Source organism: Oceanimonas marisflavi, from assembly GCF_003049725.1.
In the GTDB taxonomy this organism is placed as follows: domain Bacteria; phylum Pseudomonadota; class Gammaproteobacteria; order Enterobacterales; family Aeromonadaceae; genus Oceanimonas; species Oceanimonas marisflavi.
Map to the genome: position 1 here is coordinate 1 of NZ_QAGM01000033.1, position 19,706 is coordinate 19,706.

Sequence of the window (19,706 nt, forward strand, 5' to 3'; positions counted from 1 at the left end):
GGAAGCAAGTCCTTGATCCGTTCCCACTGGTCATCTCTCAGTACTGTACGCTCACTCATTTACACTCCGAAGGCCCTGATGCAAGTGGCTATCGGTAGGAGTTTACACTAATTGAGAACGCCACCTAGTCCCCAATCCCTGGTCCCTGCTTTTAGATAATGCGGTTTTCTTCCAGCATTTTGCGGCGGGCTTCTTCCTTGGCCATTTTCTTTTTGCGGTTGTCGCAGGGATCGGGACAGTCGCAGGCCTTTTCCACACCGATGCCACCCAGGCCGCCACAGGAGCCGGAGATGGTCTTGCGCTGAATGATATAGCCGATGGCCATGGCGGCAATCACCAGGGCAAAGACTCCGAAGGTAACCAGAAAATACAGCATATCAACCTCTTAGATACTTCTTGAAGGCGCTGGTCATATCCACCCTGAAACCGTCATCGGTCTTGGTGAGCAGATATACCGCCAGTCCCTGCCGTTCGGCAAAGGCCAGCGCTCGTTCCGTTCCCATCACCGTCAGCGCCGTGGCCAGTCCGTCGGCGATCATACAGGATGGATGGATCACTGTCACCGATGCCAGTTTGTGGGTGATCGGCTTGCCGGTGGCCGGATCCATGGTGTGGGACAAGCGCTTGCCGTCCAGCTCATAATAGTTACGGTAGTCACCGGAAGTGGCCACGCTGGTGCCGGCAATCGCCACCACCTGCTGTACCATGCCGGTGCCCGGGCCGGGCTTTTCCACCGCAATGCGCCAGTCCTGACCATGGGCGTTCAGGCCACGGGTTTTCACCTCACCGCCGATTTCCACCAGATGGTTGGTGAGCCCCTGTTCGCTCAGGTATTCCGACACCGCATCCACACCGTAGCCCTTGGCGATGGACGACAGATCCACATAGAGCCCGGGCAGGGATTTTTGCAGGTAATCGCCGTCGGCAGCGGTGAGCACGCTCAGATGTTTGAGGCCAGTCTGCGCTTTGACGGCAGCCAGCTGTTCATCATCGGGAATGTGCGTGGGCCTGGCATCGGGGCCAAAGCCCCACAGGTTCACCAGCGGGCCCACGGTCACATCCAGGGCGCCGCCGGTCAGCCGGCCCAGCTGCAGGGCGGCGGTCACTACCTTTGCAGTGTCACCCGACACAAGAAAAGGGGTTTCGGCTTTATGCCGGTTAAACCGGCTCAGCTCTGAACCCTCGCGGTAGGTGGACATATGATCATTGACCTGCTCCAGCCGACGGTCGATTTCCGCCTGCAGCGCACTCGCCTGGCTGTCATCGGCGCCCACTATTTTAACGGAATAGTAGGTACCCATGGTGTTGCCGGTCAGGTGCAGCTGCGGGGCGGCGTCGTCGCCCGGCTGGCAGGCCGCCAATAAAAAGGCCAGCCCCAATGGGGCCAGCCAGTTGATTACGCGAGTGATCATCAGTGATTAACCGCCGAAGTCATCCAGCAGGATGTTCTCGTCTTCAACGCCCAGGTTCTTGAGCATGTTGATAACGGCGGCGTTCATCACGGGCGGTCCACACATATAGTATTCACAGTCTTCCGGCGCTTCGTGATCGCGCAGGTAGTTTTCGTACAACACGTTGTGAATGAAGCCGGTGTAACCTTCCCAGTTGTCATCGGGCTGAGGGTCAGACAGGGCCACATGCCACTGGAAGTTGTCGAACTGCTCCTGCAGACCGTCAAAGTCTTCCACATAGAACATTTCGCGCTTGGAGCGGGCACCGTACCAGAAGCTGATCTTGCGCTTGGAGTTCAGGCGCTTGAGCTGGTCAAAGATGTGCGAACGCATCGGCGCCATACCGGCACCACCACCGATAAACACCATTTCGGCGTCGGTGTCCTTGGCGAAGAACTCACCGAAGGGACCGGAGATGGTGGCCTTGTCACCCGGCTTCAGGGACCAGATGTAGGAAGACATTTTGCCGGGAGGAGCGGTCCAGTTGCTGGGCGGCGGCGTCGCAATCCGCACGTTCAGCATAATGATGCCTTCTTCTTCCGGGTAGTTGGCCATGGAGTAGGCGCGGATCACTTCCTCGTCTACCTTGGACTCCAGATCGAAGATCTTGAACTTGTCCCAGTCTTCGCGGTATTCCTCGGGCACATCGAAGTCTTTGTACTTCACGTGGTGAGGCGGCGCTTCAATCTGAATGTAACCGCCGGCACGGAAAGGCACGCTTTCGCCGTTGGGGATCTTCAGCTTGAGTTCCTTGATGAAGGTGGCCTTGTTATCGTTGGAGATAACTTCACAGTCCCACTTCTTGATACCAAATACTTCTTCCGGCAGCTCGATCTTCATGTCCTGCTTGACGTTCACCTGACAGGACAGACGCTCGCCTTCGCGGGCTTCGCGCTTGGAGATATGATCCAGCTCGGTGGGGAGAATTTCGCCGCCACCGTCCAGAACCCGCACGCGACACTGGCCACAGGAGCCACCGCCACCACAGGCTGAAGATACGAAGATACCGTTGGCCGCCAGGGCGCCCAGCAGTTTGACACCGGCACCGGAGGTGATCGCCTTTTCGGGATCGTCATTGATGCTGATAGTCACATCCCCTTCCGCGACGAGCTTGGACTTGGCAAACAGAATGATGCTTACCAGGGCCAGCACGATCACGGTGAACATGACCACGCCTAGAATGATTTCCATCGTTTATTCCTTTTCCGTCACTGGGTTTACAGAGAAATGCCAGAGAAAGACATGAAGCCGAGGGCCATCAGGCCGGCGGAAATAAAGGTGATACCCAGGCCGCGCAGACCATTGGGCACATCCGCATACTTCATCTTCTCACGCAAACCGGCCAGCAGTACGATGGCCAGCATCCAGCCCACACCGGAACCAAAACCGTAGACGATGGACTCGCCGAAGTTGTAGTCCCGCTGCACCATGAAGGACACACCACCAAAGATGGCGCAATTCACGGTAATCAGCGGCAGGAAGATACCCAGGGCGTTGTAGAGCGCCGGAAAGAACTTGTCCAGGGTCATTTCCAGGATCTGCACCAGCGCCGCAATTACCCCGATAAAGGTAATGAAGTTCAGGAAGCTCAGATCCACGCCTTCGACCATGGCGCCGTCTTTCAGAATGAAGTTGTAGATGAGGTTGTTAACCGGTACCGAAATGGTCAGTACCACGATAACGGCCACACCCAGACCAAAAGAGGTCTTTACCTTTTTGGACACCGCCAGAAAGGTACACATGCCCAGGAAGAAGGCCAGTGCCAGGTTCTCGATGAACACGGCACGAACAAACAGACTCAGATAATGTTCCATCTTTTACTCCTTGGCCTCCACCTGTTCAGGGCGGAAGGTACGCAGTACCCAGATAAAGCCACCGATGATAAAGAAGGCGCTCGGCGGCAGCAGCAGCAGACCGTTGGCCTGATACCAGCCACCGTTTTTGATCAGCGGCAGAATTTCAATGCCAAACCAGGTGCCGGAGCCGAACAGCTCACGAATGGTGGCCACTACCAGCAGGATCAGACCGTAACCCAGCCCGTTACCGATGCCGTCCAGGAACGACATCATGGGCGGGCTCTTCATGGCGTAGGCTTCGGCGCGACCCATTACGATACAGTTGGTGATGATCAGACCCACGAATACCGACAGCTGCTTGGAGATGTCGTAGGCGTAAGCCTTCAGGATCTGGTCCACCACGATGACCAGAGAGGCGATGATCGCCATCTGGGCAATAATCCGTACCGAGTTGGGGATCTGGTTGCGGATAAGCGAGATAAACAGGTTGGAGAACGCTGTTACCGCAATTACCGCCAGCGACATTACGAATGCCGTCTGCATCTGCGAGGTCACCGCCAGGGCAGAACAGATACCCAGCACCTGAAGGGCGATGGGGTTGTTGCCGATGATGGGACCGAACAGAACCTTTTTCATTTCAGCTTTATCAGCCATTGTTCAGCTCTCCTTTACGAACCTTGGCCAGGAAAGGACCAAAGCCTTTCTCACCGAGCCAGAATTCAAAGGTTTTTTGCACACCGTCGGAGGTCAGGGTAGCACCGGACAGACCATCCACGCTGGAAGGGGCACCGGCAGGCGCGCCGCCCTTGACCACCTTCAGCGCCGGCTTGCCGTTTTCGTCGTACAGTTTCTTGCCGACGAACTGGGCACGCCAGTTGGGGTTTTCTACCTCACCGCCGAGTCCGGGGGTTTCACCCTGCTCGTAGTAGGTGATGCCCTTGATGGTGTTGCCATCGGGAGCAACCGCTATAAAGGCGTACATGGTGGACCACAGACCCTGACCGTGTACCGGCAGAATAATGCTGTCGAGCTCGCCGTTTTCATCCTTGGCCAGGTAAACCGGAGCCAGGTTGGCGCGACGGCGAATACCAGCGGGATCTTCATCGGCACTCAGCTTGATGCTGGTGGCGGGATCCTTGGCTGCGGTGCGCTGGTTGTAACCGGCGGCAGACTTGTCGGTCAGCTCACCTGTGGTCAGGTCCAGCAGCCGGGCGTCAATAAAGCGGTCGTAGGTTTCCGCCACATTGTCCCGGCCCAGACCGGCCACGCTGACGATGTTGGTCTGTACGTCCAGCGCCTGGTTGCGCTGCTGAGTCGGCTTCAGCATCACGGCGGCGCCGGATACGATGATGGAGCAGACCAGGCAGAGGCTGCCGACAACGGCAAAGGTTCTGCCAATAGATTCTTTCTTAGCCACGAGCCAGCCTCCGTTTGATGTTTGCCTGAACCACGAAGTGGTCGAACAAGGGAGCGAACAGGTTGGCGAACAGAATGGCCAGCATCATGCCTTCGGGGAAGGCCGGGTTGACCACACGGATCAGCACCACCATGACGCCGATCAGGGCGCCGTACCACCACTTGCCCTTGTTGGTAAAGGACGCGGATACCGGGTCGGTGGCCATGAACATCATGCCGAAGGCGAAACCGCCCAGCACCAGGTGCCAGTACCAGGGCATGGAGAACATGGCGTTGGTGTCGGAGCCGATCATGTTGAACAGGACCGCAGTGGCCACCATGCCGATCATCACGCCACCCACGATACGCCAGGAGGCAATACCCATGTAGATGATGAACAGACCACCGATCAGAATGGCCAGGGTGGACACTTCACCGATGGAGCCCTGAATGTTGCCGATAAAGGCATCCATCCAGCTGATGGCGGCGCCGGTGTTGGCGTCTACCAGGGCAGCCTGGCCGCCGGCGGCCCACTGGCCCAGAGCGGTGGCGCCGGAGAAGCCGTCAACGGCGGTCCATACGGTGTCACCGGAGATCTCGGCCGGGTAGGCAAAGAACAGGAACGCACGACCCGCCAGCGCCGGGTTGAGGAAGTTCTTGCCGGTACCGCCAAAGATTTCCTTGGCCATGACCACACCAAAGGTGATGCCCAGGGCCGCCTGCCACAGGGGCAGAGTCGCGGGCACGATCAGCGCGAACAGTACGGAAGTAACAAAGAAGCCTTCGTTCACTTCGTGCTTGCGCACGGAGGCAAACAGTACTTCCCAGAAACCACCCACAATGAACACGGTCAGGTAGATGGGCAGGAAGTAGGTGGCGCCCAGCAGCATCTTGCTGCCCCACCCGGCGCCTTCACCCAGGGTTGCCCCCAGGCTGTCGGCCAGGCCGTAACGCCAGTTGCCGTCGATCACGCCGGCCAGGTCAGCCGGGCTGTACATGCTGGTAAGGGCCGCAATGGCCTGACCACCGGCGTTGTACATGCCGAAGAACATGGCGGGGAAAGTCGCCATCCACACCATGATCATGATGCGCTTCAGATCGATGCTGTCACGCACATGGGAGGAACGACGAGTAACCATGCCCGGGGTATAGAGCACGGTGGCCACCGCTTCGTACAGGGCGTAAAACTTTTCGTATTTACCACCCGGTTCGAAATGGTGTTCCATTTTTTCCAGAGTGTGCTTCAAACTCATTTCTCTTAGCCCTCTAGCTCAATCTTGGTCAGACACTGACGCAGCACCTGGCCGTAATCGTACTTGCCCGGGCACACATAGGTGCACAGCGCCAGATCTTCTTCATCCAGCTCCAGGCAACCCAGATTCTGGGCACTGTCGGTATCGCCGGACAGCAGATCACGCAGCAGCAGGGTCGGCAGAATATCCAGCGGCATAATGCGCTCGTAGTTGCCGATTGGCACCATGGCACGGGCAGAGCCGTTGGTGGTGGTGGTCAGGTCAAACAGCTTGCCCTTGGCCAGGTGGCCCAGGTAAGCGCGGGTGACCGAAAACTTGTTGGAACCCGGGGCCAGCCAGCCCATGAATTCCTTCTCGCGGCCTTCCTTCAGCACGGAGACCTGCAGGTGGTAGCGACCCAGGTAGGCATGAGGACCATCAGCGGTGTTGCCGGACAGTACCGAACCGGAAATCACGCGGTTTTCACCGTCCTGCAGCTCGCCCGCAGTCAGCTCGTCGAGCGAGGCACCGAGTCGGGTGCGCAGCAGACGGGGCTTGTTAACCACGGGTCCACCCAGGGCCACCACGCGATCGGTGCAGATTTCACCTGTGGTGAACAGCTTGCCGAAGGCGATCACGTCCTGGTAGTTGATGTACCAGACCACCTTGCCGGGCACGATGGGATCGATAAAGTGAATGTGGGTGCCGGGCAGACCGGCCGGGTGTACGCCACCGAACACATGTTCCTTGACGTTACCGCTGGCGGCCTGAGGCAGGCTGCCTTCGCCCTTGCACACGTGCACCTGGCCGTCGGTCAGGCGGCTCAGCACCTGCAGGCCGTCGGTAAACGCCTGGGCGTTTTCCTTGATCACCAGCTCGGCATTGGCGCTGAGCGGGTTGGTGTCCATGGCGGTGACGAAGATGGAGCGCGGGGTGGAGTCCAGCGCCGGCACCTTGCTGTAGGGGCGTGTGCGCAGGGCAGTCCACATGCCGGATTCAACCAGCTGCTCCTGCACAGTTTCACGTTCCAGTTTGGCCAGTTCGGCAGAGCTGTAGCTTTTGAAAGTAATCTGCTCTTCGCTGTCATCAACGGCAATGACTACGGATTGCAGCACACGTTTGGCGCCACGGTTGATTTCAACCACTGTACCGGCGGCGGGAGCTGTGAATTTGACGCCAGGATTCTTCTTGTCTTCGAAGATAACCTGACCTTTCTTGACGCGATCCTCTACCTTGACGTGCATGGTAGGGCGCATACCCACATACTCCTCGCCCAGCGTAGCAACGCGCTTGATGGAGGGACCATCGTAGATTACTTGCTCTGGTGCCCCGGCAATTGGGAGGTCCAGTCCTTTTTTAATTGTAATCATACTCACTTGCACTACTTGTTAGGGGAAGACAGGTACTTGCCATGCAGAACATGACAACATGCTGATGAGTCGCTACCGGCATGTTCGCATCGCCCTGACAACAGCACGACTACACTCCGGTAACATCCAGCCCGATTTAAAAGGCGCGTAATTCTAGCACTTTTACGACAACGGCTGCCACGGCAATTGCTAAAAATTACCGTCACAGTCAGCAAAACCGGCCAGCTCATTAATTCACCAAGCAAAAATAAGGCCATGATTTTGAAGGGGTAATCATGCTTTGGTCGCAGACGACGCCAAAATGGAAGCGCTTTCCAGCAAACCACGCCCTATAACAAATTTGTTAACCGTGAATAACAGCCGGCTCAGGCCGACACACCGCCCTTGCCCATGCAGTTGGGACTGGCGGGCACCCCTCCCCGCTCACGCCATTCGGCCGGGGTCAGGGTGTGCAGCGCCAGGGCATGCACGCCGGCGGCCAGCTCGTCGGCCAGCAGGGTATTCAGGGTGCGGTGACGGGCCAGCAGACGCTGCCCTTCAAAGGCCTGACTCACCACCACCAGCTTGAAGTGGGTTTCCGAACCGGGCTCGACTCTGTGCATATAGCTTTCGTTGATCACTTCCAGGTGCTCGGGCGTCAGCGCCTCCCTGACCTTGTGCTCTATGGTGTTTTGCATCGACATGGCGTTCTCCTCGCAATCTTCAGGACAAATGACAGGTGCAACCCGCGCTCGCTTTCACCCCGGCCGGGCCAGCCGGCGAAAGGTCAGGTTAATGCGCAGGCCTTCGGCCCGGGCCATTCTGGGCAGGGCGTGGCGCCAATGATGCTGCATTTCCCCGGCCATCACCAGCAGGCTGCCGTGCTCCAGCCATAACTCCCGCTGTTCGCCGCCGGTATGGCGCAGCAGAAACCGCCGGGCTTCGCCCAGACTGACCGAGGCGACCATGGGGTTGGGGCCCAGCTCCGGCTCATTGTCGGCATGCCAGCCCATGCTGTCGTGGCCGTCGCGGTAAAGATTGAGCAGCACGCCATCAAAGGGCTGGCCGCAGATGGTCTCAAGCCTTTCGGCCATCTCTTTCACTAATGAATGCCAGGGCACGGGCCGGCGCTCCCGGCCGGAATAGCGGTAGGGCCAGTCCCCCATCCAGCAGGACAACCTGGGCTCGTTCACTTCCCGGCCAAACATCGTCAGCCGGTGCTGTTGCCAGGGGATCTCCTGGCTTAGCTGAGCCAGCCAGTCATCGGCCTCGGCAGCAAAGGCACCGGGCCACCACAACAGACGTCCCTGATTGAGTGCAAGCCACTCGGGCCCCGGCCATAGCTGCATGCTGATTTTCCCCTCCAAACTGCTAAAATGCCGCCCTTTGCAAACATCAGGCGTGAACCCCATGAATCATCACTTTCCCCTGCCCGAAGGCGGCGAGCTCGAGCTGCACCGCTACCCGCGCCAGGCCCGCCACGGCCTGCAGGCCTGGGAGGCGGCCGACGAATATATCATGAACGAGCTGGCCACCCTGGACTGGGACCGGCGTGCGCCCCTGGTGATTCTCAACGACGGCTTTGGCGCCCTCACTCTTGGGCTGCATCAGCACCAGCCTTATACCGTGACCGACTCGCGCATTGCCGAGCTGGCCCTGGCCGCCAACGCCGCCGACAATGGCCTGGAGCCCCAGTGGCGCGCCCTCACCAGTCTGGACGAACTGCCCGATGCTCCCGGCCTGGTGCTGCTCAAGCTGCCCAAGACCAACGCCATGCTGGAGCACCAGCTTGCCGCCATCAGCCGGGTAGCCGGACCGCAAACCGTTATCATGGCCAGCGCCAAGGCCCGGGACGTGCATACCTCCACTCTCAAACTGTTTGAGCAGATGCTTGGCCCCACCCGCACCAGCCTGGCCTGGAAAAAGGCCCGGCTGATCTTTACCGAACGCGATGCGAGCATTGCCCCCTCACCCGCACCGGCCCCCCTGTCCTGGCGGCTGGAAAACAGCAACTTCACCATTTATAACCACGCCAGTGTGTTTTCCCGCGCCAGCCTCGACATTGGCGCCCGCTTTATGCTGGAGCACCTGCCCGCCAATTACCGGGGCAGAGTGATTGATCTGGGTTGCGGCAACGGCGTGCTGGGGCTGATGACCCTGGCGCGCAATCCCGAAGCTACCGTGACCTTTGTGGACGAGTCCCATATGGCGGTGGCCAGCGCCAGGCTGAACGTGGAGAAAAACCTGCCCGAGGCCCTGGATCGGGCCCGCTTTCTGGTCAATAACTGTCTCGACGGCATGGGCCCCGACAGCGCCGATCTGGTGCTGTGCAACCCGCCCTTTCACCAGCAGCAGGCCATTACCGATCACATTGCCTGGCAGATGATGACCGACGCCCGCCGGGTGCTGCGCCGGGGCGGCGAGCTGCTGCTGGTGGGCAACCGCCATCTCGACTATCACCAGAAACTCAAACGGCTGTTCGGCAATCAGCGGGTAGTGGCATCCAACCGCAAATTCGTTATTCTGAGAGCCATTCATACCGCCTGAAGGAATTATTCATGAACTGCATCAAATGGTTGACCGCTTCCCTGCTGGCCCTGGGGCTCACCGCCTGCGCCAGCTACTACCCCATCGCGGTAGACGTAAACCCGGCACCGGCCGAAGTGGGCGGCGGTGTATACCGGGGCCAGCCCCTGGCGCTGTCGAGCGCCGACAACCGCACCAGCGATTTCATTATTCAGATTGAACAGAAAGACAAGTCGCCGGTGGTGGTGGGTGCCGCCAACAACCTGCGGCTGCAGATGGAACAGGCCCTGGCCCAGGGGTTCAGCACCCAGGGGGCTTTTATCGAGCAGGGAGCTCCCACCCGTGCCACCCTGGAGCTGCAGGAAGTGCTGTCCCGGGTGATCCGTGGCCACATCAGCTATGACGTGGTGCAGAAGGTGCGGGTACAGCTGGTGCTGGAGCGGAATGGCCGCCGCGTGGTCAAACAGTATCGCCGCAGCGCCCAGCAGGAATTCCCCGGCCGCCTGCACCCCGAGCTGGCCCCGGTGACCGAGGCCCTCAACAAGCAACTGAGCCTGATGGTGCAGGACATTCTCGCCGATCGTGATGTACAGAGCTTTATTAACGGTAACTAAGGTCAGCATGTACTTGCGCTGTAGGCGCCGCTTTAGCCGGCGCAAACTCGCAGACAACCATGCACTAACAGCCTGTTGCACAGGCTCTGCCAGCTAAAGCGGCAGCTACAAGGGGCCGGGATCAAGTCATTGGTTTCATGACACAGTTTCACCTTTAAAACGGACGATAATTAATGAAAAAAGTGTTAATTCTATTGGCGGGCCTGTGGTCCGCCACCGCACTCGCCGGCCCGCGGGTCGAGCTGGTCACCAATCTGGGCACCCTGGAAGTGGAGCTGAACGAAAAAGCCGCGCCCCACACCGCGGCCAACTTTCTGCGTTATGTGGACGACGGCAGCTATGAAGGCTCCCTGTTTCACCGGTTGATCCCGGGTTTTGTGGTGCAGGGCGGCGGCTTTAATACCGACTTTGATCGCCTGCCCACCTATGAGCCGGTACAGAACGAGTCCGGCAATGGTCTGTCGAACACCACAGGCACCCTTGCCATGGCCCGTACTCAGGACCCGCACAGCGCCACCCGCCAGTTCTATATCAATCTCGGTGACAACCCTTCACTCGACGGCGGTCGCCGCGCCGGTTACACCGTATTTGGCCGCGTGATCAAGGGGGAAGAGGTGTTACAGCGCATGGCCGCCGTGCCCACCGGCATGAGCCTGCAACTACGTGCCCGGGACGTACCGGAAGAGCCCATCGTGCTTGAGCAGGTTCGTCGCCTGAACGGAAGCTAAACCATTCTCGCCCGGGTTCTGAAATGGCAGCAAAGCCTGTCGCTCTATACCGAGCGGCGGGTACTTATTATGCTGGCGCTGGGGTTCTCTTCCGGACTGCCGCTGCTGCTGGTGTTCGGAACATTGTCGTTCTGGCTGCGAGAAGCCGGCGTCAGCCGCACCAGCATCGGCTTTTTCAGCTGGGTGGCGCTGGCCTACGGCGTGAAATGGCTGTGGTCGCCGCTGGTGGACAGGCTGCCCCTGCCCTTGTTGTCCCGCTGGCTGGGCCGGCGGCGCAGCTGGATGCTGCTCTCTCAGGGCATCATCATGGCGGCGCTGACGGGCATGGCCCTGTCCGATCCCACCACGGATCTGGCGCAACTGGCGGTGTTTGCCCTGGCGGTGGCCTTTGCGTCCGCCACTCAGGACATCGTCATCGACGCCTACCGCATTGAATCGGCCCCGGAGCGGCTGCAGGGGGCGCTGGCCGCCGCCTACATGACCGGCTACCGGCTTGCCATGATACTGGCCGGTGCCGGCGCGCTGGCCATTGCCGCCTGGGCCGGCTCCGACACCGGCTATGACATGACGGGCTGGCAAACCGCCTACCTGGCCATGGCCGGCTGCATGCTGGTGGGGGTGATCACCTGTTTGCTGTTGCACGAGCCACAGGTGGATCTGGGCGAGCAACAGCGTTCACAGCAGGAGCACAAAGATCATCTGGTGGCCAACGGCTGGCCCGGCTGGCTGGCGGGGCTGGTGGCCTTTGGCAAAAGCGCCGTGGTGGCGCCCTTTGCCGACTTCTTTCAGCGCTTTGGCTGGCACGCCCTGCTGATCCTGGGGCTGATCGCCAGTTACCGCATTGCCGACGTGGTGATGGGGGTGATGGCCAATCCGTTTTATGTGGACATGGGCTTTTCCAAGACCGAAATCGCCACTGTCACCAAGGTGTATGGGGTGATCATGACCCTGGCCGGGGCCGCCTTTGGCGGCGTGCTGGTCAGCCGCTATGGCACCCTGCGCATTCTGATGCTGGGCGCCCTGCTCACCGCCGGCACCAATTTGCTGTTTGCCCTGATGAGCCAGCTGGGGCCGGACGTGCGCCTGCTGACGGTGATTATCTCACTGGACAACCTGAGCGCCGGCATTGCCACCGCCGCCTTTATCACCTATCTGTCGAGCCTGACCAACGTGGCCTTTTCCGCCACCCAGTACGCCCTGTTCAGCTCGGTGATGCTGCTGCTGCCCAAGTTTGTGGCCGGTTTCTCGGGCCTGGCGGTGGACGCCATCGGCTATGCCGGCTTCTTTACCGGCACCGCCGCCCTCGGCCTGCCAGTGCTGGTGCTGATTGCGGTGGTTAACAAGCGAATTCCGGCTCAACAACGTAGGTTGGAATGAGCCTCGGCGAATTCCGACATGCCGCAGTCGCCTTCATGTTGTGGTTCGCTTCGCTCATCACAACCTACGCTGCTCCTCACTCCTCACCCCTCACGGTTTTAGTCCCGAAAGTTATTAAACTGCAGGGGTTGATCCTGCTCTTCGGCGCGCAGCATGGCCATGACCTGTTGCAGATCGTCCCGCTTCTTGCCGGTCACCCGTAACTGCTCCCCCTGAATCGAGGCCTGCACCTTGATTTTGCTGTCCTTGATCTTCTTCACCAGCTTCTTGGCGAGCGCACTGTCAATGCCCTGCAGAAAGCTCATTTCCTGCACATGGCGTTTGCCCGAGCGTACAATGCTGCCCGCATCCAGCACGCGAACGTCTATGCCACGCTTGATCAGCGCCCCGCGCAACATATCGCGCATCTGTTGCAGCTGCAGCTCGGCATCGGCCGCCAGCTTTACCTTGTTGTCGTTGAGTTCAAAACTGGCTTCCACACCACGAAAATCATAGCGGGTGGCGAGCTCGCGGTTGGCGTTTTCAACGGCGTTACGCACTTCGTTCATTTCCACTTCGGAAACAATATCAAAAGAGGGCATGGTGACTCCTGGCATTGACGCCGAAACCGCTGGTATACACAGCGGTTCACGGCTAACGTATGAATCTTGCAAAGTCAGAATAATATCAGAGTTCAGGGAGAGGTTGATGCGCGAATGGACCATACTGGGGGCCGGTGCCCTGGGCTGCACTTTTGCCGCCCTGTTGCGGGAAAAAGGAAATGCGGTGTCGTTGTTGCTGAATGAACGGCACCGGGGGCATTTTCATCCGGCGCTGGAATTTATCGCCCTTAACGAACGCCGCCGTCTGGTCGAGACACACACCCGGTTTGCCGATCAGGCCGCCGGCATCGACTGCCTGCTGGTACTGACCAAGGCCTATCAGGTGCTGCCAGCCCTCACCAGCCTGCGTGGCCTGTCCGCCAACACCCCTGTCATACTGCTGCACAACGGCATGGGCGTGGCCGAACAGGTGGCCAGCGCTCTTCCCCACAACCCGCTGCTGGCGGGCGTCACCAGCCATGGCGCGCTGAAGGAAGGCCCCTGGCAGGTGCGTCACACCGGCAAGGGTGAAACCTGGCTGGGACCGGTCAATGACAAGGGCAAGGCCTTTGCTCACCTGACCAAAGCACTGGCCGGCGCCCTGGGCCATGCCGAGTGGAACGAAGATATTGTCTCGCTGCAGCACCGCAAACTGGCCATCAACGCCGTGATCAACCCCCTCACCGCCTGTCACCACATTCACAACGGCCAGCTGCACGAGCCTCGTTTTGCCGATGTACTGGATCAGCTCAGCGAGGAAGTGCACAGCGTGCTGGCACAACTGGGTGAAACCGAGACCCTGACGCAGTTTCGCCGGCGGCTCCACAGCGTGATTGAACTCACCGCCACCAACTATTCCTCCATGCATCAGGATCTGGCCCACGGCCGCCCCACCGAGATCGACTACATCACCGGCTATGTGCTCAGGCACGCAGGACGTTTACCGGTGCCGGTATGCCGGCAGCTGTATAACGAGGTAAAAAAGCAGGGCGGGTAAGGGTACGTGAGGGGTGAGGGGTGAGGGGTGAGGGGTGAGGCGTAAGAGCGAGCCCCCTCCCCCCTCACCAAATCAGGGTTTGTACACCTTCACATTGTCAAAGCCCTGCTCTTTCAGGTGAATGGCCTGCAGCCGGCTCATCACGCCGCGGGCGCAATACAGCAGATAGGTCTTGTTCTGATCCAGCTCGCCAAACTGGTGGGCCAGACGGAAAAACGGCAGATGCACCACCTTGTGGCCGTCCACTTCCAGCGGCGACTGCTCTTCTTCCTCGGGGGCGCGAATGTCGAGGATCACCTCTTCTTCGCTGGCCTGTTCACTGAATTCCACTTCCGGCACCTCCCATACCTTGCCCAGATCGCGCACGTCTTCCACAAAGGAGGCCTGCACCGCGGTGTCGAGCACGCCGAAGTCAAAATTGGCTTCTTCTTCTTCCACCTTGCTCAGCACCGCCTTGATGGTGGGCTTCTGGGAAATCACGCCGCAGTATTCCGGCATTTTCTCTGCAAAGGGCGCGGTACCGATGGCCCGCGCCTGATCGATAATGTCCTGCTTGTCGGTGGCGATAAGCGGACGCAGGATCAGGGTATCAGTTACCCGGTCAATCACATTGAGATTGGTCACGGTCTGGCTCGATACCTGGCCCATGGACTCGCCGGTAACCAGGGCATTCACCCCCAGTCGTTCGGCCACGGCGGCGCCGGCGCGCATCATCATGCGCTTGAGCACCACGCCCATGTGGCCCTTGTCGACTTTCTCCAGGATCTCGCTGACCACGCCCTCAAAAGGCACAGAGATAAACTTGACCCGGTGTGAGGCGCCATACTTCTTCCACAAAAAGTGCACCACCTCACGTACTCCGGCCTCGTGCTCACGGCCGCCCAGATTGAAGAAGCAGTAATGCACCCGGCTGCCGCGCTTGATGAACTGCCAGGACGACACGCCCGAGTCGTAGCCGCCGGACATCAGGCTGAGCACGCTCTCCTGGGTGGCGATGGGAAAACCGCTCATGCCGGCGTGCTGCTCGCTCACCAGATAGAGCCTGTCGTCGTCCAGTTCCAGATTGATCTGCACATCGGGTTGCTTGAGCCTGACACCGCCGGTCTCGCAACGCTGGTTCAGGCCGCCGCCCACATAGCGCTCCACATCCAGGGAGCTGAACTCCTGCTTGCCCCGGCGCTTGGCGCGCACACAAAAGGTCTTGCCCGCCAGCTTGTCGCCAAACATGGCCTGGGTGTGCTCAAGAATGTCATCCATGGACGACACCCTGTATTCCACCACCTCCAGAAACGACTGAATGCCGGGAATACAGGCCAGCGCCTCAATCAGCTTGCGGCGGCTGTCTTCATCATGGTTGTTGCTGCGTACCACCAGCTTGTCCCAGTCGGCGCGTACCTTGACGGTTTCATCCAGCGGTTTGAGGGTATTGCGAATGTTGCCGGAGAGGATCTTGCTCATGCGCTGGCGCACCGACTTGCTCTTGATGGTGATTTCTGGATGAAGCTTGATGATAAATTTCATAATTCGGTACGCTCAGGGACAACACATAAAAAAAGAGCCAAGCATTATACACGTGCCGGGCCTGCGGTTAAAAGAAAAGCAGCCACGCCGGAACCCAGGCAGAACCTGCATGAGTCCTCCCTTTGTTACCGGTGCCATTCGGATGAATCTAATCTTTCGCCAAATCCCGATCAGCAATGTTACTATTGGCCCAATTTTGCATGCGACAGAACAGAGGATGCCCGTGGCTGCCAGAAAACCGGAAAACATGGACTTTGAAAGCGCACTCGCCGAGCTGGAAGGCCTGGTGGGCCAGCTGGAGCAGGGAGAGCTGAGTCTGGAGCAGGCGCTGAAATCGTTTGAGCGGGGGGTGCAGCTGGTGCGCGCCGGCCAGCAACGGCTGAACCAGGCTGAACAGCAGGTGAAGATCCTGATGAAGGACGGCAACACCCTGGCCGACTTCAACCCTGCGGAGGACGAGGCGTGATCGGCCAGTGGCAACAGCAATATGGCGAGCGTATCGACGCCGCCCTGCGCCGGGCCCTGGAGCGGCTGGACGACCTGGCTCCCACCCTGCGCGACGCCATGGAATATGGCCTGCTGCAGGGGGGCAAGCGGGTGCGCCCCATGCTGGTGTATGCCACCGCAGAGCTCATCGGACACGCCGACCCAAAAGCCACCGATGCCGCCGCCGCCGCCATTGAGTGCATTCACGCCTATTCCCTGATCCATGACGATCTGCCGGCCATGGACAACGACGATCTGCGCCGGGGCAAGCCCACGGTGCACAAGGCCTTTGACGAAGCCACCGCCATTCTTGCCGGCGACGCCCTGCAGACCCTGGCCTTTGAGCTGATCAGCCAGGCCGGCGGCAGCCTGCCCGCCGAGCGCAAACTGCAACTGGTGCGGGAGCTGGCCAGCGCCAGCGGCTATGGCGGCATGTGCGGCGGTCAGGCGCTGGACATTTACCACGAGGGCAAGCCGGTAGAACCCACCACCCTGGAAAGCATTCACCGCCACAAAACCGGGGCGCTGATCCGGGCCGCGGTGCGCATGGGGGCGCTGTGCTCCCCCGCCATGCAGGATGCCGAACTGGCCGCCCTCAGCCGCTACGCCGAGGCCATTGGCCTGGCGTTTCAGGTGCAGGACGACATTCTCGACATTACCGCCAGCACCGAGACACTGGGCAAGACCCAGGGCAAGGATCTGGCTCAGCAAAAAAGCACCTATCCGGTGCTGCTGGGCCTGGACGGTGCCCGCGCCCTGGCCAAAAGCCTGCATCAGGACGCTCTTGCCGCCCTCGCCGGCCTGCCCTGTCACACCGACACTCTGGAAGCCTTCGCCCACTACATAGTGCAGCGCGAATACTAAATCTGAATAATGACAAGCCTATGAGTCTGAATATTGCCGATTACCCCACCCTGGCCCTGGCTAATCTGCCGGAAGAGCTGCGCAGCCTGCCCCAGGAGCGTTTGCCGGCCCTGTGTGACGAGCTGAGATCCTACCTGCTGCATTCGGTGAGCCGCAGCAGCGGCCACCTGGCATCGGGGCTGGGCGTAGTGGAGCTGACCGTGGCCCTGCACTATGTGTATAACACCCCCTTTGACCGCCTGGTCTGGGACGTGGGCCATCAGGCCTACCCTCACAAGATCCTGACCGGCCGGCGCGAGCGCATGGCCAGCATTCGCCAGTATGAAGGCCTGCACCCCTTTCCCTGGCGGGAAGAAAGCGAATACGACACCCTCTCGGTGGGCCACTCCAGCACCAGCATTGGCGCGGCGCTGGGCATGGCCATTGCCGCCGATGAGGAAAAGCAGAACCGCAAGGTGGTGGCGGTGATCGGTGACGGCGCCCTCACCGCCGGCATGGCCTTTGAGGCCCTGAACCACGCCGGTGACCTGCACAAAGACATGCTGGTGGTGCTGAACGACAATGAAATGTCCATCTCCGAGAACGTGGGCGCGCTCAACAACCATCTGGCGCGGATCATGTCCGGCTCCCTCTACAGCACCCTGCGCGAGGGCGGCAAAAAGGCGCTGGAAATACTGCCGCCGCTGAAGGAGTTGGCCCGGCGCACCGAAGAGCACCTCAAGGGCATGGTGGTGCCCGGCACCCTGTTCGAGGAATTCGGCTTTAACTATGTGGGCCCCATTGACGGTCACGACATCGATACCCTGGTGGAAACTCTGCGCAACATGCGCAAGCTCAAGGGCCCGCAGTTTCTGCATGTGATGACCCGCAAGGGCAAAGGCTACCTGCCCGCAGAACAAGATCCTATTGGCTATCACGGTGTGCCCAAATTTGATCCGGCCACCAACAGCCTGCCCAAGAGCACCCCCGCCAGCCCCAGCTTTTCCAGCATTTTCGGCACCTGGCTGTGTGACATGGCCAGAGACTGCAACAGGCTGATGGCCATTACCCCGGCCATGCGCGAAGGCTCCGGCCTGGTGCGCTTCTCGCGGGAATATCCCAAACGCTACTTTGACGTGGCCATTGCCGAGCAGCACGCCGTGACCCTGGCGGCGGGCCTGGCCATTGAAGGCAAAAAGCCGGTAGTGGCCATTTATTCCACCTTTCTGCAACGTGCCTACGATCAGCTGATCCACGATGTGGCGCTGCAGAATCTGGACGTGCTGTTTGCCATTGACCGCGCCGGCATCGTCGGCGCCGACGGCCCCACCCATCAGGGCGCCTATGATCTGAGCTTTATGCGCACCGTGCCCAACATGGTGATCATGACCCCGGCAGACGAAAACGAATGCCGGCAAATGCTCTATACCGGCTATATGCACACCGGCCCCGCCGCCGTGCGCTACCCCCGCGGCAGCGGCCGGGGCACCGACATTGACGAGTCCATGACCGCCCTGGACATCGGCAAGGGCCGGCGCATTCGCAAGGGCAGCGGAGTGGCGCTGCTGAACTTCGGCACCCTGCTGCCCGAAGCAGAAACCGCCGCCGACGCCCTTGACGCCACCCTGGTGGACATGCGCTTTGTAAAACCCCTGGACGAAGCCCTGGTGCTGGAGCTGCAGGCCGACCACGAGCTGCTGGTGACGGTGGAAGAAAACGCCATTATGGGCGGCGCCGGCTCGGCGGTGAACGAATGCCTGATGCGCCATAAAAAGCCGGTGCCGGTACTGAATCTGGGCCTGCCCGACCACTTTGTGGAGCAGGGCAGCCAGCAGCAGATACTGGCCAAGCTGGGCCTGAATGCCGACGGCATTATCAAGGCCGTAAAGGACTATCAGGCCCGCTGATAAACTTCGCCGGCAGCCAGCTCGGGCCGCCGGCTTGATTTCCCCTCCCCCTTCTAATCCGCTCCCCGGCCTGCACTACACTTTGCAATGGCGGCCTGGCATGGTCTTTTCACGCCCGCCCGTCACTGCAGTCTGTCACCCAGGAGAGCAAGATCATGATCCCTTTATACCGCTATGCAGGACTTCACCGTGCCTGCCTGGCTGTGACGCTGATGTGCGTCACCGGCCTGGCCAGCGCGGATGATCAGGCGTTGATTGCCAGCGCCATCTCGGCCGCACCAGAGGCAGTGGGCCGCGATGCCGCCGTGGTCATCGTGGACGCCGAAGGCAACTTCAAAACCCTGAAGGAAGGCACCAACAACTTTACCTGCATGCCCGATGATCCCGGCTCCCCCGCCAATGATCCCATGTGTGTGGATGAGAATGGCCTGGAGTGGGTCAAGGCCTGGATCAACAAGACGCCGCCGCCCGCCGGCAAGCTGGGCTTTGCCTACATGCTGGCCGGTGGTGGCGCCGCCAGCAACACGGATCCGTTCGCCAGCCAGCCTGCCGAAGGCCGCACCCATCTCAAGGAGCCGCCCCACATCATGATCTTCAATACCAGTGAGGCGATGCAGGGCTACCCTGATCCCGGCGCCGATCCCGATACCTCGCAACCCTGGATAATGTGGCGCGGCACCCCCTATGAGCACCTGATGATCCCGGTTGAGTAGGTAAAGCCGGCGCGGGCGGGCTGACGCCCGCTCTGACCTTCCGTCACTCCCGCTCTTACCCCCGTCACTCCCGCGAAGGCGCTGAGGGATCCCCAAAAAAATAGGCAGGCATGGTAGATTTTCTCTTTATTAATCGCCAAAAAAACAAAGAGTATCCGCCATGCCTGCCGTCCGCACAGTTTGCCATAAT

General features: G+C 60.0%; 21 protein-coding genes. 9 read left to right on the plus strand and 12 right to left on the minus strand.

What is annotated here, in order from left to right; genetic code table 11:
* Positions 1-151 precede the first annotated feature (151 nt).
* The 10 genes from nqrM to DA373_RS15110 all read right to left on the minus strand — a co-directional run bounded on the left by nqrM (position 152) and on the right by DA373_RS15110 (position 8,572).
* Positions 152-376, minus strand: a complete 225-nt coding sequence (gene nqrM / locus DA373_RS15065) for a (Na+)-NQR maturation NqrM (protein ID WP_094201677.1) — start codon at positions 374-376, stop codon at positions 152-154.
* A gap of 1 nt (position 377) precedes the next feature.
* On the minus strand, positions 378-1,412 hold the full coding sequence (locus tag DA373_RS15070; protein ID WP_107853104.1) for an FAD:protein FMN transferase: 1,035 nt from the start codon (positions 1,410-1,412) through the stop codon (positions 378-380).
* 6 nt (positions 1,413-1,418) lie between these two features.
* Positions 1,419-2,642 (minus strand): NADH:ubiquinone reductase (Na(+)-transporting) subunit F, encoded by a 1,224-nt coding sequence (gene nqrF, locus DA373_RS15075; RefSeq protein WP_107853105.1) that lies wholly within the window; start codon positions 2,640-2,642, stop codon positions 1,419-1,421.
* Positions 2,643-2,668: 26 nt separating this feature from the next.
* Complete coding sequence (nqrE, locus tag DA373_RS15080; RefSeq protein WP_107853106.1) at positions 2,669-3,265, minus strand: NADH:ubiquinone reductase (Na(+)-transporting) subunit E; 597 nt, start codon at positions 3,263-3,265, stop codon at positions 2,669-2,671.
* Between the two features lie 3 nt (positions 3,266-3,268).
* Positions 3,269-3,901, minus strand: coding sequence for an NADH:ubiquinone reductase (Na(+)-transporting) subunit D (locus DA373_RS15085; protein WP_014291675.1), 633 nt, complete (start codon positions 3,899-3,901; stop codon positions 3,269-3,271).
* Positions 3,894-4,664: a Na(+)-translocating NADH-quinone reductase subunit C gene (locus DA373_RS15090; protein ID WP_107853107.1), complete on the minus strand. Its 771-nt coding sequence runs from the start codon at positions 4,662-4,664 to the stop codon at positions 3,894-3,896. Before DA373_RS15090 ends, DA373_RS15085 begins: the two co-directional genes overlap by 8 nt.
* Complete coding sequence (locus DA373_RS15095) at positions 4,657-5,895, minus strand: NADH:ubiquinone reductase (Na(+)-transporting) subunit B (protein WP_107853108.1); 1,239 nt, start codon at positions 5,893-5,895, stop codon at positions 4,657-4,659. The genes DA373_RS15090 and DA373_RS15095 overlap by 8 nt, the downstream gene beginning before the upstream one ends.
* 5 nt (positions 5,896-5,900) lie before the next feature.
* The gene (locus tag DA373_RS15100) at positions 5,901-7,244 is read right to left on the minus strand and encodes a Na(+)-translocating NADH-quinone reductase subunit A (protein WP_107853109.1); all 1,344 of its coding nucleotides are present in this window, start codon (positions 7,242-7,244) and stop codon (positions 5,901-5,903) included.
* Positions 7,245-7,609: 365 nt separating this feature from the next.
* On the minus strand, positions 7,610-7,927 hold the full coding sequence (locus DA373_RS15105; protein ID WP_107853110.1) for a BolA family protein: 318 nt from the start codon (positions 7,925-7,927) through the stop codon (positions 7,610-7,612).
* Between the two features lie 54 nt (positions 7,928-7,981).
* Complete coding sequence (locus tag DA373_RS15110) at positions 7,982-8,572, minus strand: alpha-ketoglutarate-dependent dioxygenase AlkB family protein (RefSeq protein WP_107853111.1); 591 nt, start codon at positions 8,570-8,572, stop codon at positions 7,982-7,984.
* A gap of 61 nt (positions 8,573-8,633) precedes the next feature.
* On the opposite strand from DA373_RS15110, the gene DA373_RS15115 reads away from it, so the two are divergent.
* From DA373_RS15115 to DA373_RS15130, 4 genes are all read left to right on the plus strand, one after another.
* A complete protein-coding gene (locus tag DA373_RS15115) occupies positions 8,634-9,770 on the plus strand; it encodes a methyltransferase (protein WP_107853112.1) in 1,137 nt (378 codons plus the stop codon).
* Between the two features lie 11 nt (positions 9,771-9,781).
* Positions 9,782-10,363 carry a YajG family lipoprotein gene (locus DA373_RS15120; RefSeq protein ID WP_107853113.1) on the plus strand — a complete coding sequence of 194 codons (582 nt, stop codon included), beginning with the start codon at positions 9,782-9,784 and terminating at the stop codon, positions 10,361-10,363.
* A gap of 173 nt (positions 10,364-10,536) precedes the next feature.
* Positions 10,537-11,091 carry a peptidylprolyl isomerase gene (locus DA373_RS15125; protein ID WP_107853114.1) on the plus strand — a complete coding sequence of 185 codons (555 nt, stop codon included), beginning with the start codon at positions 10,537-10,539 and terminating at the stop codon, positions 11,089-11,091.
* 3 nt (positions 11,092-11,094) lie between these two features.
* Positions 11,095-12,468 (plus strand): AmpG family muropeptide MFS transporter, encoded by a 1,374-nt coding sequence (locus tag DA373_RS15130; protein WP_198650333.1) that lies wholly within the window; start codon positions 11,095-11,097, stop codon positions 12,466-12,468.
* Between the two features lie 98 nt (positions 12,469-12,566).
* Here the strand turns inward: DA373_RS15130 and DA373_RS15135 are convergent, their stop codons facing one another.
* On the minus strand, positions 12,567-13,049 hold the full coding sequence (locus DA373_RS15135; RefSeq protein ID WP_107853116.1) for a YajQ family cyclic di-GMP-binding protein: 483 nt from the start codon (positions 13,047-13,049) through the stop codon (positions 12,567-12,569).
* A 106-nt stretch (positions 13,050-13,155) separates the two neighbouring features.
* On the opposite strand from DA373_RS15135, the gene DA373_RS15140 reads away from it, so the two are divergent.
* Complete coding sequence (locus DA373_RS15140) at positions 13,156-14,046, plus strand: ketopantoate reductase family protein (RefSeq protein WP_107853117.1); 891 nt, start codon at positions 13,156-13,158, stop codon at positions 14,044-14,046.
* A gap of 72 nt (positions 14,047-14,118) precedes the next feature.
* On the opposite strand, the gene thiI is transcribed toward DA373_RS15140, so the two are convergent.
* Positions 14,119-15,567: a tRNA uracil 4-sulfurtransferase ThiI gene (gene thiI, locus DA373_RS15145; protein WP_107853118.1), complete on the minus strand. Its 1,449-nt coding sequence runs from the start codon at positions 15,565-15,567 to the stop codon at positions 14,119-14,121.
* Positions 15,568-15,784: 217 nt separating this feature from the next.
* On the opposite strand from thiI, the gene xseB reads away from it, so the two are divergent.
* The 4 genes from xseB to DA373_RS15165 all read left to right on the plus strand — a co-directional run bounded on the left by xseB (position 15,785) and on the right by DA373_RS15165 (position 19,516).
* The gene (xseB, locus tag DA373_RS15150; protein ID WP_198650331.1) at positions 15,785-16,033 is read left to right on the plus strand and encodes an exodeoxyribonuclease VII small subunit; all 249 of its coding nucleotides are present in this window, start codon (positions 15,785-15,787) and stop codon (positions 16,031-16,033) included.
* The gene (gene ispA / locus DA373_RS15155) at positions 16,030-16,917 is read left to right on the plus strand and encodes a (2E,6E)-farnesyl diphosphate synthase (RefSeq protein ID WP_107853119.1); all 888 of its coding nucleotides are present in this window, start codon (positions 16,030-16,032) and stop codon (positions 16,915-16,917) included. Before xseB ends, ispA begins: the two co-directional genes overlap by 4 nt.
* Positions 16,918-16,937: 20 nt before the next feature.
* On the plus strand, positions 16,938-18,803 hold the full coding sequence (gene dxs, locus DA373_RS15160) for a 1-deoxy-D-xylulose-5-phosphate synthase (RefSeq protein ID WP_107853120.1): 1,866 nt from the start codon (positions 16,938-16,940) through the stop codon (positions 18,801-18,803).
* A gap of 155 nt (positions 18,804-18,958) precedes the next feature.
* On the plus strand, positions 18,959-19,516 hold the full coding sequence (locus DA373_RS15165; RefSeq protein ID WP_198650332.1) for a hypothetical protein: 558 nt from the start codon (positions 18,959-18,961) through the stop codon (positions 19,514-19,516).
* Positions 19,517-19,706 lie beyond the last annotated feature (190 nt).

Coding starts and splice junctions, on each gene's coding strand:
- DA373_RS15100 (WP_107853109.1), bottom strand. CDS start 7,244: ATGATTACAATTAAAAAAGGACTGGACCTCCCAATTGCCGGGGCACCA.
- DA373_RS15085 (WP_014291675.1), bottom strand. CDS start 3,901: ATGGCTGATAAAGCTGAAATGAAAAAGGTTCTGTTCGGTCCCATCATC.
- DA373_RS15165 (WP_198650332.1), top strand. CDS start 18,959: ATGATCCCTTTATACCGCTATGCAGGACTTCACCGTGCCTGCCTGGCT.
- DA373_RS15070 (WP_107853104.1), bottom strand. CDS start 1,412: ATGATCACTCGCGTAATCAACTGGCTGGCCCCATTGGGGCTGGCCTTT.
- DA373_RS15095 (WP_107853108.1), bottom strand. CDS start 5,895: ATGAGTTTGAAGCACACTCTGGAAAAAATGGAACACCATTTCGAACCG.
- DA373_RS15120 (WP_107853113.1), top strand. CDS start 9,782: ATGAACTGCATCAAATGGTTGACCGCTTCCCTGCTGGCCCTGGGGCTC.
- dxs (WP_107853120.1), top strand. CDS start 16,938: ATGAGTCTGAATATTGCCGATTACCCCACCCTGGCCCTGGCTAATCTG.
- nqrM (WP_094201677.1), bottom strand. CDS start 376: ATGCTGTATTTTCTGGTTACCTTCGGAGTCTTTGCCCTGGTGATTGCC.
- DA373_RS15135 (WP_107853116.1), bottom strand. CDS start 13,049: ATGCCCTCTTTTGATATTGTTTCCGAAGTGGAAATGAACGAAGTGCGT.
- nqrF (WP_107853105.1), bottom strand. CDS start 2,642: ATGGAAATCATTCTAGGCGTGGTCATGTTCACCGTGATCGTGCTGGCC.
- DA373_RS15105 (WP_107853110.1), bottom strand. CDS start 7,927: ATGTCGATGCAAAACACCATAGAGCACAAGGTCAGGGAGGCGCTGACG.
- thiI (WP_107853118.1), bottom strand. CDS start 15,567: ATGAAATTTATCATCAAGCTTCATCCAGAAATCACCATCAAGAGCAAG.
- xseB (WP_198650331.1), top strand. CDS start 15,785: ATGCCCGTGGCTGCCAGAAAACCGGAAAACATGGACTTTGAAAGCGCA.
- nqrE (WP_107853106.1), bottom strand. CDS start 3,265: ATGGAACATTATCTGAGTCTGTTTGTTCGTGCCGTGTTCATCGAGAAC.
- DA373_RS15110 (WP_107853111.1), bottom strand. CDS start 8,572: ATGCAGCTATGGCCGGGGCCCGAGTGGCTTGCACTCAATCAGGGACGT.
- DA373_RS15140 (WP_107853117.1), top strand. CDS start 13,156: ATGCGCGAATGGACCATACTGGGGGCCGGTGCCCTGGGCTGCACTTTT.
- DA373_RS15125 (WP_107853114.1), top strand. CDS start 10,537: ATGAAAAAAGTGTTAATTCTATTGGCGGGCCTGTGGTCCGCCACCGCA.
- DA373_RS15115 (WP_107853112.1), top strand. CDS start 8,634: ATGAATCATCACTTTCCCCTGCCCGAAGGCGGCGAGCTCGAGCTGCAC.